Origin of the sequence: Rickettsia bellii RML369-C (genome assembly GCF_000012385.1) — a bacterium.
In the GTDB taxonomy this organism is placed as follows: Bacteria; Pseudomonadota; Alphaproteobacteria; order Rickettsiales; family Rickettsiaceae; genus Rickettsia; species Rickettsia bellii.
This window is the reverse complement of record NC_007940.1, coordinates 236,704-252,779: the sequence shown is the minus strand read 5'-3', so window position 1 is coordinate 252,779 and position 16,076 is coordinate 236,704. Positions and strand designations below refer to the sequence as shown.

The window sequence follows — 16,076 nt, the reverse complement described above, 5'->3', positions numbered from 1 at the left end:
TTCCGTCATAAGCTACGCGATCAAAGGGAGCGTGGCAATCTCATGAAGTAGTATCTTGACTCCTAAGATTGCTTCGTCGAAACTTACAGTTTTTCCTCGCAATGACCTTATACGTAAGGGTTCTTGGTTTTTATATAATTGAATCTAATAGGAACACCTGGCATATCGAAAGCTTCACGCATATTATTCACCAAATATCTTGTGTAGCTATCGGTAATTTTTTCTGGATTATTGGAAAATAATTTGAATGTAGGCGGTCTAGTTTTTGTTTGAGTCATATATTTTACACGTACTCGCTTGCCGCCTTTTTGCAATGGCAATGGATGTGCTTCGGTAGTAAAATTAAGCCACTCATTTAATTTGCTGGTAGTTATTTTTTTATTCCAAGTTTTATAAATCTTAATACAGCTATCCAATACATCGGCTATATTTTGTTTATTTTTTGCTGAGATAAACAAGGCAGGAACGCCTTTAACCTGAGGCAAAGTAGTATTTATCTGATAATAAAACTCTTCTTTAAATGCTTCTTTCTCTGATTCTTTAATTAGATCCCATTTATTGACTACTATAACGATGCTTCGCCCTTCATTTGCTACATGGCTTGCAATGTTTAAATCTTGCTGCTTCAAAGGCGATAAGGCATCAATCATTAAAATCACAGTATTAGCAAATTTGATGCTATTAATAGCGTCTGATGCTGATAATTTTTCTAAAGATTCTGTAATAGTAGCTTTTTTACGAAGTCCTGCCGTATCAATCAGTTTGATATGATTACCTTTATATTGCCAATCAATTTCAATCGATTCACGAGTAATTCCTGCTTCCGGTCCGGTTAGTAATCTTTCATCGTTAATTAAAGCATTTATGAAAGTAGATTTACCAGCATTAGGTCTACCGCTTACAACTATTTGCAGACAATCCCCTTTAATTGGGTCATGTATTTCTGCTTCTGCTGAATCTTCTTCGGGCAGTTTGGCAATAATTTCATCATATAAATCAATCATTCCTGTACCATGCTCAGCAGAGATAGCAACCATGCTATCAAATCCAAGCTTGTAATATTCCTTATCGAAATCAAAAGCCTTTTCGCATTTGTTAATTACCAAGACCGCCGGCTTATTATATTTTCTAACAAAATCGCTAAGTAATTTATCATCAGGCAATATTCCGCTTCTACTATCCACCATAAAGCAAATCAAATCTGCTTCATTTATCGCTTTAGTAGTCTGCTCCATTAGCCTTTTACCAAAGCTATCAGGATTTTCTTCGAGCCCTGGCGTATCAATAAGCGAAAACTCAAACGAGCCAATTCTGCCATCCGTATATTTCCTATCTCTAGTAACGCCGGGCAGATCATGAACAATAGCTTTTTTACGCATACTTAAGCGATTAAACAGCGTTGATTTACCAACATTTGGACGCCCTACTAAGGCAATAATCTTTTTGGCAATAATTTTTTTAGTCATTATGTTTATACAATACAAATATGAAAAGCAGACGAAGATCAATTTCAAAAAGAGCAAGGAGATTGTAAGCCGAGGAGCGGAGCGTACACGCAAGTAACGTGAGCACCAGAGGACTTACAAGACATTGCCGCCAATTTTTGAAATTGATCAAGTATGTAATATTATAGCTACTAAAACAAGTAATGCACCAATAAAGCCTACTATATTTGCAATTATGATAGGAGTATTTTTTATTAAAATGCCGTATAGTAACCAACTACTTAAAGCAACAGCACTTATAGTAAAAGCAGGAAGTGATACAGATGCTGCCGATTTACAGGTAAAAATTTTATGAGCTTGTACGTAAAACATGAAATTACCAACTGTACCTACTACAGTCATGTATTTTTCATAAAACTTCATGAATTTTGGAGACATAATATTATTTTTTGAAATAGGGTTATTGTGTTTACTATTGTCATCCTGCGGCTTGTCCAAAAAGCTTACCCCTGTCATACCGCAACTTAACCGTGGTATCCAGAAAAATAATAAAAAATACTCCGTATTTTTTACTGGATCTAGTTCCCAAGCCACGGGATAACACATCAAAGACGTTTTTCGATCCCACGGTATGATATTGCTACAACTAAGACGGGAGAGTTATTTTTATATATGCCTTCTTATGCATATCTTCGAAAAATTTCTGAGCTTTTTGAGAAATCTTTTTATTTGTCAGGAAATTTACCACATAATTATTTTCGTCTTCGCTAATGTTTAAGATTTTTTTAGTACATACCTGCACTATCTCAAACTCATTATATTTTTCAAAAACATTACTTGTTTGATTAGGGTTCAAGTCTTTTACTATAGTTTGCTTGGCTTCTTCTATTTTACTAAGCTTATCAGTAATTACTGTCATTGTTGCGAAATTTTCATAAAGAGATTTCTTAACATCTGAACAGTTCTTTAACTTACTTTTTAAATTATTCATCTGTGCAAAAGTTTTATCACTCTTATCTTTAGAGGTAAAAATCTGCATTGACACTTCTACTTCTTTTTGATCGCTAGATAAAATTGCTACATCTATTTCTTTATTACTTACTTGTACTGACCTTGATAAACCTGATAAAACATTCATTTTGATTAGTTCAGACTTAATTTGGGAAATAAAGCTATCAGGATTAACCGATCTACTTTTTAAATATTGAAGAAGAGAGCCATGAGGCATTTTGTTACGATCTTCAATAGATTTGATAGCGTTATCTATTTCTTCTTGTGAAATTTCTTTATCACCATAATATTGGAAAAGTAAAGATTCATCAATCAAGCTTTTTATAGCTATATCACTTAACTGCTTATTCTGAGCAGGTGTTACCTCCTCAACATTGTTTAATGCCATGATCATTTTTTTTCTGGCACGAAACTCATTAAGAGTAATCGGTTCATTATTTACAAGTGCCACTATATTTGATGTTTCAGCAACCGCACTACATGTAAAAAAAACAGTAATTATTAGTAATAATTTTTTCATATTTAACTCTGTAATATTATGTAATATTAATACAATTTAGTAGACGAAGTTTTATTTGGAAAAGAGCAAGGCGTCCCCCAGATGATAACCGGAGCATACATATAGTACGTGAGGATTATCAGCAAAAGACAACGTAGCCAATTTTTCAAATAAAACGAGTATACTACATATTCAGGACTCTTAAACCAACAGAAATAGTAAACGAGGATTTAGTTTTTTTAATTCCTCTACTTTCATCGGATAAATAATCAGAATAAATCTTAGTTGCGATTCTAACACAATCTTTAGCATATGTCACTCTAATAATCCTAGTCAATAAATCTGCTGAGCCTTTTGAAAGATCAATACGTCCACCAATTCCAACAGACCAATTATCTGTCAATTGGTAATTGACATTTCCGTAAAATTGTCTTGCTCGATTACTTGAAAGCTGCATCTCTTCTGCTCTATAATACTTTTTAAGATTTGTAAGCTGAATAAGACTCCCGGTTAAACTTATTCTACCATAATATAAATTAGCTCCTACCTCATCACGTATAGGCTTAAAATATCTATTTTTTCGGAAATCATAAAATAATTCTAAATTATCATAAATATTTCCTGAAATTTTACCAACATTTTCAGTATCACTTGCTTTCTGATATACACTATATCTAGTATTAAGAGACTGACCTAAAAACAATCTTAAATAATTTTGTTCTTTAGCAAAACTAGCGTTTAAACCATAATTTAATCTATTACCAAAATCATGGCAATCAATACCGCTATAACGATTTGATAAGAAGAGGTTTTTTCCTGATAGCTCATATTTTATAGGATCAATTATAACAAACTTCATATCTTTACTGGATAATTTACGCCCTATAGTAAAAGAAACTATCGGCTCAATAAGTACATTTATTGTTTTTGTTATAGCACCTGCGAATGGATAACGCCATAAAGTTTGAAATTCTGGTATATTACGTTGAAGCGATTTAGCTGATCTTGTTCTCTCAAAATAAGCCTGTTTTGTTATATAAAAATCTCCTCTATCCCGAGCAACAAACTCAAAAATTTGTCCCGAAGAAGTCATAAGATTATGAATATAAGATAATTGTAGAGAAGTTCTAGTAAGCTGCTTTCCTATCCTTTCTTTATACATTGAAGTGTTATTTTCGATAACGATATGCCTACTTTCGTCATCATTTAGACTTATTACATTTTTTGTAGTGATTTTTGGTAATACTAGCGGATAGTTAGATCTACTATCATTACTACCTAACCCTTGCGAAGTTAAAGCTTCTATCTGAAAATAATCCGCCTTATGAATTTTATTTAAAAATACCCTAGAAGTTAGGTATGAAGCATAGTTATTATAATAATTTTTTAAATAAGCTTTATCAGACGTACGCTCTGCTTTAAAACCATAATTATAAACTTTATCACTACTATAAAAATTACCATTTACAATATAATGATAGGAAGAGATTTTTTTATCCTTTATTTTATCTCCATTTTTTTCTAGAAGATAAGGTAGTCTACCATAACTACCATCAAAACTTATATTATCGGTATTATTTGGTCTATAACGCCCTTCTAGCTCAAAAATTGGGTCTTTATTAAAAACTCTTGGAGTTAATGTAAAATCCATATTAGGTTTTGCACGCAAATATAGAGGCACTCCAAATCTTCCATTCTTCACATCTGGCACTAGTAGACCTGAGGAAGCAGGAGCTGACGGAGTTGGATGAAAAAAATATGGTAAGTAAAAAACTGGTATACCATATACCTCGAAAAATACATTTTTATAAACTATTTTATGCTCGGCAGAATGAATATCAGTATTTTTAGCAGAAATTTGCCAGAGAGGATTTCCACTACAAGTAACTTCGCAGGGAGTAAACTTAGCATAATGAAGCCGTATATTATTTTCATCTATTCTTTCAGCGAGCTTAGCAACTAAAAGGCTATTATTATTGAAAAGCATAATAAATTTAGACACTACGCCTTGTTTAAATTCATTTTTTAAGATTGCCTTATCACCTAATGTAATTCTATTGTCTTTATCTTTAACTCTTACATTACCCTCTACCCACAAAATATCATTATTTACGTCATAAAGTAAATTATCTGCTGTTAGTAAATGGTCATCCGTAAGAATTTTTAAATTACCTTTAGCATATATTAATCCCTCATTTTCATTATATTCTACAAAATCAGCAATTAAATTATTAATTTTAACGCCGCTGCTTTTTGTCAAGCTATTTGCGAAACTAAACAAAGGAGATATTACGATAATAAATAGAAATATTACCCGTAGCATTTATCATTAACCAAATATTTAAATAGTAGGAAATAATAGCAAGCTATTATTAATATAGCAAATAATAAAAATTTTGCTTGCTCTTTTGAGTATTGGAGGGTTATTCTATTGGGATGATAAACGTCATTGCGAGGAGCGAAGCTTTGCTACAATCTCGTATAAACCTCCCGAGATTGCTTCGTCGAAACTTGCAGTTTCTTCTCGCAATGACGGATAGCACCTACCCTTAGCCAAAAACCAAATATTAATAAAATGCTAGATAATTTTACTTCCAGTCAAACTACTAAAGAATTTTCCGTTAGTGAAATTTCTAACAAAATTAAAGAATTATTAGAAAATAATTTTGGTTATATTAAAGTAAAAGGCGAGATTTCTGGCTTAAAAATAGCTAGTTCAGGGCATGCTTATTTTAACTTAAAAGAAAACACTGCAATTTTAGCTTGCACTTGCTGGCGTCCTATTCTTGCTAAAATCAAGTTTCCGTTAAATGACGGGATGGAAGTAGTAATTAGCGGCAAGCTTTCGAGTTATGCGGGCAATTCACGTTATCAGCTATCAGTCGAGAATTTACAGCCCGCAGGACTCGGAGCTATGGTACAAATTCTAAACGAACGTAAAGCACGTTTAGAAAAAGAGGGATTATTTAACAAAATACGTAAACCTATACCATTTTTACCTAATAAAATAGGCGTTATAACTTCAATAACTGGTGCTGTTATACAAGATATTATTCACCGAATCCGTGAACGTTTTCCAACTCATGTAATAATATGGCCTGTTAGTGTGCAAGGCGAGAATTCTGGTAATGAGATTGCTGAAGCCATAGATGGTTTTAACAAGCTAGAAGAAGCAAATAAGCCGGACGTTATAATAGTTGCAAGAGGCGGTGGTTCTATCGAAGACCTTTGGTCGTTCAATGACGAAGTACTAGTGCGTGCTACTTATAACTCAAAAATTCCTATTATCTCAGCTGTAGGTCACGAAGTGGATTATACTTTGATAGATTTAGCAGCCGATAAAAGAGCCCCTACCCCGACTGCTGCCGCTGAATTTGCTGTACCTGTGCGGTCTATTTTAAATAGTACTCTGCAATCTTATGAAAAAGTATTAGTAACTAATACTAAACAGCTAGTTAAAAATCATGAACAAGCTATTACAAATTATGATAAAATAAATAGGTATCTTGCCCATTATATAAATCATAAACAACAATTACTCGATGAAACAGGCTTTAACCTATTAGACTCCTTACCATGCCTAATTAGTTTAAAAGAAACAAAGCTTAAATCATTTTCAAAAGAAAGAATCCATCCTCATAAAATCATTACTTATAAGACACTCGAATTAACACATAAAGCTGCTTATATCATAAAATCGGCAAATAATACTTTGAAAAATTTTGAGTATAAATTAGAATTAAATAGTCTGTTACTATTAAGCTTAGACTATCATAATGTACTAAAGCGTGGCTTTGCTATAGTTAAAGGGGAATCAGGTAATTTTGTATCTTCTAAAACTACTACTGAAAAAGTTTTAAATATACAATTTTTTGATGGGAATATTAAAGCAGTTCGTGATTAATTTTATTTTAAGGTGTGTGAAGAAATGAAAATTTTCAAACTTTTTATTTTTATATTAATTATTTTAAAAAGTTTTTATTCCTTAAGCAATTCAATACCTAAACAAGAAGCAGCTTTAGAATGCGAAAACTTACCTGATAAAAAAACTTTAACAACTGCTTGGTATATAAATGAACCTTATCAATATTGGATGGTTACTTCAAATGGTAGTGCTAATGTTTCTGGTATGGATATTGAATTAATTAATGCTCTTGCTGCAAAAATAGGTATTAATATCGAGTACCACCAAGATAATTGGTATCAAGATCAGTTAGATATTCAAAGCGGTGCTGCTGACATGACTGCAGGTGCTACTTATACTGATGAGAGAAATAATTACGCTTATTTTTCAAAGCCATATCGTATGGAAGAATTCTCTTTATTTATTATCGAACAATTAGCTAAAAAACTAAGTTTTCAAAATAGTGATGAATTAATGGCACAAATACGCTTATTTAATCTTCAGATTGGAATAGTAAAAGGTACGATATATGGAGAACAAAAATTCACAAATTTTTTATTTGACGATAAAAACCAAGATATAATTAAAATATATCAAAATAATGTAGAATTAATAAATGGGATGGTAAAAAAAGAGATTGATGGTTTTATTAGCGATAAAATAGTCGGTTCAGTTAATATTTTAAGCAAACCTACAGATAGAAAAATAGTAGAAGTTCCTTTAAATATTAAAACCCCGTTACATTTGATGTTCAGTAAAAAAAACCGTATCTTTAAATGTAGTTGAACAATTTAATTTTGCTATAGATGATTTTCTTGCAAGTAACGAATATAAAAAAATTGTTAAAACTTACATTTATCATATTTTACTGCCGAAATCTATCGACTCACACTGGTGTCATATAATAGGATTACTTGGCAGCATTGCTTTTGCTTTTTCTGGAATTATTCTAGGTATAAAAAATAATAGTACCTTATTCGGTACGTTTTTATTGGCAATATTGCCATCTGTTAGCAGCTGTATAATGCTTGATCTAATAATAAATCACGATACAGGACATTTAAATCTATATTTCACCCCATCTTATTTTTATTATATATTTACAGTGGTGCTACTTGGTTTTATCGCTGTCAAACTATTTAGTTATTATAATAAACAAATTACCGAAGATAGTTATTTAGAAAATTCTTTAAACAATACAATCGCAGTTTGTGATGCATTCGGACAATCGGCTTTTATAATTATCGGTGTTGCAATGGTTATTATTCAGAAAATTGAACCTTTAAATTTTTGGGGTCCATTATTCGCATTCCTTACTTCTAACGGTGGAATTATAATTAGAGATTTTATTATTGGAGAAAATTCTGTAAAAAGAGTACCAAAAGGTCTTAGTATTGAAATAACACTAATATGGGCTTTAGTCTTTAGTATATTGTTAGATATGTATGGTGCTAATCCAAATTACGATACGATAAAATATTCTATGATTATAATAATTATCAGTGCCTTTGTTACTCATCTTTTACTTTATCATTTTGGTTTCCGTAAGTGGCGATTCCGCAATAAGGAAGTAACAACTAGCGAAGCAGAAAGTGGTGCAGAAAAATAAAATAGACTTCTTACATAACTTATTTTATAAAGAAAAATTAGGTTTTGCACGAGAGGTTTAATGAAGATTGCTACTTGGAATATTAATTCCATAAAAATGCGAATTAATATATTGCGTGATTTTTTAGCAAATGAAAATCCTGATGTTTTATTATTACAAGAATTAAAATGCGAAAGTGATAAATTTCCTTTCGAGGAGTTATCTGATCTACCTTATAATTTTTATGTTCATGGGCAGAAATCGTATAATGGTGTTGCTATTCTTTCAAAATTTCCTGCTGATGAAATAGTTAAGGATTTTCCAAATAATCACTGTTCTGATCAAGCAAGATTTATAGAAGCAAGAATATCATTACCTATCGGATTTTGTAATATCATTTCTTTATATGCTCCTAATGGCTCAATGGTGGGTAGCGATAAATTTACGGCAAAACTGGCATTCTATGATAGTTTTTTTAATTATCTATCAAGCAAAAAATCTTTTGATGAAAAAACTATTATAGGTGGTGATTTTAATATTGCACCTTTTGATATTGATGTATATTCACCTACAGCCCTTGCAAATACTACCTGCTTTACAGAAATTGAACAAAAGAAAATGCGAACTATTTTAAATTCTGGATTTGAAGATTGTTATAGGTTCTTACATCCCAAAAAACAAGAATTTTCATGGTGGGACTATAGAGCTGGATGTTTTGAACAAAATAAAGGTATGAGAATAGATATGATTCTTGGTAGCAATAATAGCATTGACTATCTGGAAAATTGCTATATGGATTATAATTTAAGAACTAAGGAAAAACCCTCTGATCATATACCGGTAATTGCTAATTTTAAAAATCCATAATTGTTACCTGATGGCAAAGCGTGACTCAAGCCACCATTTGTCATCCCGTGGCGGCATTGTTGCATGGATCGAAAAACGCCCTCGATGTCATACCGTGGCTTGACCACGGTATCCAGAAAAATAAACATAAATACAGCAAATTTTTAAAATTAAAAGCTCGATTTTATCTCGCTTTATGCTGGATCCCGTGGACAAGCCACGGGATGACACCATGCGTGTTTTTCGATCCACACAACAATGCCTATAAAAAACTAACTATAACTTAAATATGCTTCCATCAATTGCTAAACATGCAGCAAGCCATCAAATCCATCCTCTCAAAAAGCATGGTCAGAATTTCATTTTTGATGGTAGTTTATGCGATAAGATCGTACGAGCTAGTGGACTTGAAGAAAATAGTAACGTTCTAGAAATAGGACCAGGTACAGGCGGACTTACTAGATCGATATTACACAAAAATCCAAAACTTTTAACAGTTATTGAAACAGATGAAAGATGCATCCCTTTACTTAACGAGATTAAGCAATATCACCCTAATCTAAATATCATAAAACAAGACGCTCTTAAACTTAAATTAAGCGATTTAAATACTAACAAGATAACTATCATTTCTAATCTACCTTATCATATAGGAACTGAACTAGTAATCAGATGGCTAAAAGAATCAAGCCTTGTTGCTAGCATGACATTGATGCTACAAAAAGAAGTAGTGGAGCGGATTTGTGCTAAACCCTCGACCAAAGCATATGGCAGGTTATCGGTAATATGCAGCTTAATTGCAACAGTAGAAAAATGCTTTGATGTAGCACCTACAGCTTTTTACCCGCCCCCTAAAGTATATTCAGCAATAGTTAAACTGACTCCTTTAGAAAATATTCCTAATAGTGATTTAATAAGTAAAGTTGAATTGATAACTAAAATGGCTTTTGCAGGACGCCGAAAAATGATTAAATCATCGCTAAAAAACCTTGCCCCTAACATATCTGAACTTTTAGCTAAGCTAAATATAAGCGATAATTGCCGAGCAGAAAACCTTACCCCTAACGATTATTTATCCTTGGCTAGTTTGATATAATTAAGGTTCATATGTCATTCCCGCCTATGCGGGAAGGCATTGTTGCGTGGATCGAAAAGCACTTTCAATGTCATCAACTATGTTTTAAATTAAAAAGAAGAGATTTTAATTTAGCATTAGCGATGACAATAATTTTACGCATTAAAGCGGTAAGAGCGACCATTTTCTTTTTACCATTGTTAATGAGTCGCTCATAAAAGAGTCTTAAACCAGAAGTCTTGCTATTACGGGCTGACATAGCAGCAAGGAATAGTATAGGCTTGACTCCTGCTCTACCATGTCCTACCTTTCTATATCCTTGATATTTACCACTATCATTAGCTTTTGGAGCAAGCCCTGCAAGAGAAGCAATCTGCCGTCTTGTTAACTTCCCTAACTCCGGTAATAATATTAATAACTCAAAAGCAACTATATTACCAATGCCATTTATCTCTTTCAATATCTCATGCTTTGCTTTTAACAGCTGATCTGATGATATAATCACTTCTACCTGATTAGTAATCTCTGTAATTTGATTACTTAAAACATCTATCATATTTATACAGCTATTTTTAACAAACTTATCTGTATTTGCTTGTTGTAATCTATTCTTTTCGGCAACTAACATTTGCTTTAAATCATTCCGTCTTTGTACTAACCGAAATAATTGTATATTTTGTTTTGATTCAGGCTTAAATACTTCAAGCTTATCTGCTCGCTCCTTACCATATAATCCTAATGCTTTAGCATCTAACTTATCTGTTTTTGCACTATTACCATATGATCTGATAAAATTCTTTACCTTTCTTGCATCTGCTCTATGTACTACATAACCTCTTTCACATAAGCTATACAATAACTCTAGTTCATATCCGCCTGTTGTTTCAACTACAGTTAGAGAGTTTGCTAAAATATCCTTATTATCATTAATAAATTCAAATATACCGAAACTTGTATTCTCATATTCTTTTGTATCTTTTATGCCCTCTATTCCTACTACAAAATTATATTTTCCTATATCAATTCCTATATGTTTGTGATATTTTATCATATGTACCTCGAGATTTTATATTGTTTAGGATTGTAATCGGGCGTGCTTATCGCATCCCTTCCAACTATTCAAACTTCTCGAGAGTCGGGCTATAGTACCTTGTGACTCCGGTCGTATAAAACCTATGCCGTGACGGTCGCTTATGCCCGCTTAATACCCTATATCATGATATAGGGTATTAACACTCTCTTATAAATGTTTATATTACATTTATAACTTATATTATATCACTTTCTTTTCTTACAATGCCGTGGCTTGCTAACTAGATCCAGAAAATAATAAATAATACTAATTTTATTAGTATTTTTAACTGGCTCTAGTTCATAAATCACGGGATGACAGGGGAAAATGATCCATGCGGGCAATGTCTTCCCGCATAGGCGAGAATCCACAAATAAAAAGTACAAATACAATAAGTTCTTAAAAATAAAAGCTCGATTTATCTCGCTTTAGTCTGGATTCCCGCCTATGCGGAAATGACAACTGGAAAACCGATCTACGCAATAACGCCTCTTGTAGCTCGTCTACGGGATGACAGGATGATATATTTGCTACAATATAAATTTGCTTACATAAAAATTTTCAAAGGTTTAGTGTAATTTAGCTTGAAAGCTGTTATAGCTTTGTTATAATCAACTTTACAAAACAAAAAAGGTTTATAAAATGAAAAATTTATTGAAAATTCTATTAATTCTAGCTTTTTCAGCACCAGTATTTGCTTCTTCAACAACTCAACAAATGCCTGATCCTGCTTCTGTAACTACAGATGCTATCATGAAAATGGATTCTGCTTCTGTAAATGGTTGGTTAGCAAGCTTAACAGCTGATCAATATGGTAAGTTATCATCAGATGTACAAAACTGGATGAATACTGGCTTAACAATGGATCAATATAATATGCTAAAACCTGAAGTTCAAGCATTAGTAACTAAGCCAGCTTCTATGTAATTGATAATTCTTTTAGATTTATTAAAGTTAAATTTTAGGTAGGTTTAGAGTGTTTTTATATTTACTCTAAACCTATTTTTATATTTTCTTCTCCAAAAACTTCCGCAAACAAAAATACAAAAAATAATAAAAAATTCTTATATTTTACTGTAAAAAGAAGTAATATCATCTGTTTTGATATTTTTAGATCCTATGATAATTATATGAGTCTAAAAAAGGATTCGATGTCATTCCTGCTTAAGGCTTGTTTGCGTGAATCGAAAAACGTCCTCGGTGTCATCTAGTTGCTTGACCACGGCATCCAGAAAAAATAATAAAAAATGCTATAAGTTAGCATTTTTTAACTGGATTGCTTCGTCAATTACTTTGTAATTTTCTCGTAATGATGGAAAAAAGCGACTCATACAACAAAGTTACAACTTATAACTAATATTTAATAATATAATTTTATGAGACTATTTATTACCGTAATAATCATGGAAATTTTAGCCGGAGCAGAAGTAGATTTATTCGTTCCAAGTTTCCCGGATATACAAGATACATTTAATCTTTCACCTTTTATGACAGAGTTACTACTTGGTGTGAATCTAATCGCTTATTGTATTACCTCGCTTATAGTTGGTAATTTAGGGGACAGATACGGACGCAAACCAATAATCATACTTGGGTTACTAATTTTTAATCTTGGCAGTTTATTTTGTGTATTTTCCAATAATTATGAAAGCATATTATTTGGCAGATTCTTGCAAGGTGCTGGAATATCAGCTGTTGCAGTTTTAGTATATGTAGTACTTGCTGATATTTATTCAGTACAGGAACAACAAAAATTAATGGGGATTCTAAATGGCACTATTTCACTTTCTATGGCAACTGCCCCTGTTATAGGTAGCTATGTTGATTTATTTTGGGGGTGGCGTGCTAATTTTGTTTTATTATTTATTTTAGGACTTATTAGCTTAGTTCTTGCAATATTTTTTATTCCAAAAGGACAAGCTAATAGTAAAGTACAAATTTCCTTAAAAGAATATTATCCTATTTTCAAATCACCAAAAGCTATATATTATATACTTACCATGATGTTTCTTGCACAAGGATATTGGATATTTATTGGAATTGCCCCTATTTTATATATGCAAGATTTAGGAGTTAGTTTAGAATATTTCGGATTATATCAAGGATCGATTGCAGCTTTATTTTCAATTATGAGCTTTACTAGCGGCTATTGCTTTAAAAAATTTGGTGTTAAACACTGCTTTTACTTTGGCATTATGTGTGTAGTATTGTTTTTACTTGGAAGTATTACATTAGCTATATTTAACATAAATGATCCATTAATAATAACAGCTGTGACGCTTTTATTATCGCTTGGCGTAATATATCCTATTAATATATTATGGCCAATGCTGCTAGAAGCAATCCCAGATGGTAAAGCCCGTATGACTGCTATTTTTACCTCGGCTAGATTAATTATAACTGCTGTAGGATTACAATTAGTGGGTTGGTTATATAACGGTACTTTTGCTCCTCTTGGAATCACCATATGTGTTATTACGGCATTTGGTTTAATAACATTACCTAAATTATTTAAATATGATAGAATCTTTGAGATTTCTAATGGTGGGTAGATGATATAATCGTCATTACGAGGAGCGTAGCGACGAAGCAATCTCATGAAGTAGTATAAGCTTCCTGAGATTGCCGCGTCGAATTACTCTATAATTCTCCTCGCAATGACAAAATAACAAAACAACAAAAATGATCAATAATAACTTTATCTTTACAGTAGCTTTTAGATATTTCAAAGCTAAAAAAAATGAAAAATTTGTTTCTATTATTTCAGGCTTTTCTTTGCTCGGTGTAATGATTGGCGTTGCAGCATTAATAGTCGTTATGTCGGTTATGAATGGCTTTCATACAGAGCTGACTAAAAATATTATCGGTTTAAACGGCGATATAGTCATAAGCCCGCAAACTAGCAGTATTGATAATTACGAAGAAATTAAAGCTAAATTATTGCAGCAAAATTACGTAAAACATGTAAATATTATTGCTAATGGTCAAGCCTTGGCACTAGGCAAAAATAATAATAGCGGTGCTATTATTAAAGGTATTGATTTAAATGATTTAAAATTAAAAAATGAAATCTTTAAAAATGTCAATTTTGGTAGTTTTGATAATTTCCATGGTAAGAATGTAATAGCACTTGGGCAAGGTTTAGCTGCTAATTTAGGTGTAACAGTTAATGATAAAGTTAAATTAATCTCACCGAATTCCATTTCCACCGCTTTTGGCAGCGTACCAAGATCAAAAGAATTTAAAGTTATAGCGATTTTTAATAGCGGTATGTATGATTATGATTCAGCAACCATATTAATGCCACTTGAAGCAGCACAAAATTTTCTGTCTCTTGGAAATAATATAAACTTAATTGAAGTTAATACCCTGCATCCTGATAAGGCTCTTGCATATTCATATAAAGTGCAGCTATTACTAGGTACAAATTTACAAATATTTAGCTGGCAAACTTTGAATTCACAATTTTTAAGTGCTTTAGCTGTTGAGCGTACAGCTATGTTTACTATTCTTTCGCTAATCATTACAGTTGCTGCCTTTAATATTATCTCAAGCTTATTTATGCTAGTGAAAGATAAAACTTCTGATATAGCAATTTTAAGAACAATGGGAGCAAGCACAAATCAGATAATGCTAATTTTTATCTATAATGGCATGTTTATTGGTTTGCTTGGTACTATTCTTGGTTTAATTCTTGGTATTATTTTTTCTTATAATATCGGGACTATCAAAAACTTTTTAGAAAATATAACCGGTACTAAGATTTTTGAAGCAGCAGTTTATTTTCTTTATAGTCTACCATCAGAAGTAAGAAGTCAGGATATTATCTTAATCGCTTCTTTATCTATAATATTATGCTTCTTAGCAACAATTTATCCCTCTTATAAAGCTTCAAAATTAAATCCCGTGGATGCCTTAAGATATGAGTAATAAAATCCTAACTTTAAAAAATGTCTCTAAACATTATAGGCAAGGCAACTCTATTATTAGAGTATTAGATGACCTTAATTTAAATATCAACGAGGGCGAGTTAATTGCCATAATTGGCTCTTCTGGTAGTGGTAAATCGACTTTACTACATATTGCAGGCTTGCTTGATAAACCAACTAACGGCGAAGTTATTATTGCAAATAACGAGTATAAAACAAACCATCTAATTCGTCTTAATTATTTGGGCTTCATTTATCAGCAACATCATTTATTAAAAGATTTTACTGCAATTGAAAACGTTATTATGCCTCGTCTTATTAATGGCTCTAACCAAAAAGAAGCAATAGAGGCAGCAAAAAGTATATTAGATAGTTTGGGTCTTGGCAAAAAGCTACATAATATGCCAGGTGAATTATCAGGCGGGGAGCAGCAACGTGTCGCAATAGCACGCAGCTTAATTAATAAGCCAAAAATTATCTTAGCAGACGAGCCTACAGGTAACTTAGATCCTAAAACTACCAATGAAGTATTTAACTTATTTTTAAAAGTAGCCAAGGAACAAAATACAGCTATTGTAATGGTAACGCATAATCATGAATTAGCACATAGGATGGATAAATTATATAAGTTAAAGCATGGAGCATTAAATATGTCTTGATTTAACTCCTTAAAATAAGGATAATAATAATTAACTCTTTTATTAACA

The 16,076-nt window shown here is 31.9% G+C and carries 14 protein-coding genes; 9 read left to right on the top strand and 5 right to left on the bottom strand.

Annotated features, from left to right (window positions below):
- Positions 1-107: 107 nt before the first annotated feature.
- The 4 genes from der to RBE_RS01095 form a co-directional block, all read right to left on the bottom strand.
- A complete protein-coding gene (gene der, locus RBE_RS01110) occupies positions 108-1,451 on the bottom strand; it encodes a ribosome biogenesis GTPase Der (protein ID WP_041804769.1) in 1,344 nt (447 codons plus the stop codon).
- 162 nt (positions 1,452-1,613) lie between these two features.
- Entirely contained in the window at positions 1,614-1,883 is a 270-nt protein-coding gene (locus tag RBE_RS01105) for a SemiSWEET family sugar transporter (protein ID WP_011476905.1), read from the bottom strand.
- Between the two features lie 208 nt (positions 1,884-2,091).
- Positions 2,092-2,976 (bottom strand): SurA N-terminal domain-containing protein, encoded by an 885-nt coding sequence (locus RBE_RS01100; protein ID WP_011476904.1) that lies wholly within the window; start codon positions 2,974-2,976, stop codon positions 2,092-2,094.
- A 163-nt stretch (positions 2,977-3,139) separates the two neighbouring features.
- Positions 3,140-5,278 (bottom strand): LPS-assembly protein LptD, encoded by a 2,139-nt coding sequence (locus RBE_RS01095; protein WP_011476903.1) that lies wholly within the window; start codon positions 5,276-5,278, stop codon positions 3,140-3,142.
- A gap of 252 nt (positions 5,279-5,530) precedes the next feature.
- On the opposite strand from RBE_RS01095, the gene xseA reads away from it, so the two are divergent.
- The 5 genes from xseA (at position 5,531) to rsmA (ending at position 10,389) form a co-directional block, all read left to right on the top strand.
- Positions 5,531-6,859: an exodeoxyribonuclease VII large subunit gene (gene xseA, locus RBE_RS01090; protein WP_011476902.1), complete on the top strand. Its 1,329-nt coding sequence runs from the start codon at positions 5,531-5,533 to the stop codon at positions 6,857-6,859.
- 24 nt (positions 6,860-6,883) lie between these two features.
- Positions 6,884-7,645 carry a substrate-binding periplasmic protein gene (locus tag RBE_RS09035; RefSeq protein WP_041804608.1) on the top strand — a complete coding sequence of 254 codons (762 nt, stop codon included), beginning with the start codon at positions 6,884-6,886 and terminating at the stop codon, positions 7,643-7,645.
- A gap of 238 nt (positions 7,646-7,883) precedes the next feature.
- Positions 7,884-8,468 carry a hypothetical protein gene (locus RBE_RS09030; protein WP_231289267.1) on the top strand — a complete coding sequence of 195 codons (585 nt, stop codon included), beginning with the start codon at positions 7,884-7,886 and terminating at the stop codon, positions 8,466-8,468.
- A 60-nt stretch (positions 8,469-8,528) separates the two neighbouring features.
- Positions 8,529-9,314 (top strand): exodeoxyribonuclease III, encoded by a 786-nt coding sequence (xth, locus tag RBE_RS01075; RefSeq protein WP_011476899.1) that lies wholly within the window; start codon positions 8,529-8,531, stop codon positions 9,312-9,314.
- A 268-nt stretch (positions 9,315-9,582) separates the two neighbouring features.
- Complete coding sequence (gene rsmA, locus RBE_RS01070) at positions 9,583-10,389, top strand: 16S rRNA (adenine(1518)-N(6)/adenine(1519)-N(6))-dimethyltransferase RsmA (protein WP_011476898.1); 807 nt, start codon at positions 9,583-9,585, stop codon at positions 10,387-10,389.
- Positions 10,390-10,462: 73 nt separating this feature from the next.
- On the opposite strand, the gene RBE_RS01065 is transcribed toward rsmA, so the two are convergent.
- Positions 10,463-11,419, bottom strand: a complete 957-nt coding sequence (locus tag RBE_RS01065; protein ID WP_011476719.1) for an IS110 family transposase — start codon at positions 11,417-11,419, stop codon at positions 10,463-10,465.
- A 663-nt stretch (positions 11,420-12,082) separates the two neighbouring features.
- Between RBE_RS01065 and RBE_RS01060 the strand changes: the two genes are divergently transcribed.
- From RBE_RS01060 to RBE_RS01045, 4 genes are all read left to right on the top strand, one after another.
- The gene (locus tag RBE_RS01060; protein WP_011476897.1) at positions 12,083-12,367 is read left to right on the top strand and encodes a DUF2673 domain-containing protein; all 285 of its coding nucleotides are present in this window, start codon (positions 12,083-12,085) and stop codon (positions 12,365-12,367) included.
- Between the two features lie 449 nt (positions 12,368-12,816).
- Positions 12,817-13,992: a multidrug effflux MFS transporter gene (locus RBE_RS01055; protein ID WP_011476896.1), complete on the top strand. Its 1,176-nt coding sequence runs from the start codon at positions 12,817-12,819 to the stop codon at positions 13,990-13,992.
- 130 nt (positions 13,993-14,122) lie between these two features.
- The gene (locus tag RBE_RS01050; protein ID WP_011476895.1) at positions 14,123-15,370 is read left to right on the top strand and encodes a lipoprotein-releasing ABC transporter permease subunit; all 1,248 of its coding nucleotides are present in this window, start codon (positions 14,123-14,125) and stop codon (positions 15,368-15,370) included.
- The gene (locus RBE_RS01045; protein ID WP_011476894.1) at positions 15,363-16,028 is read left to right on the top strand and encodes an ABC transporter ATP-binding protein; all 666 of its coding nucleotides are present in this window, start codon (positions 15,363-15,365) and stop codon (positions 16,026-16,028) included. The genes RBE_RS01050 and RBE_RS01045 overlap by 8 nt, the downstream gene beginning before the upstream one ends.
- The last annotated feature ends 48 nt before the right edge of the window (positions 16,029-16,076 follow it).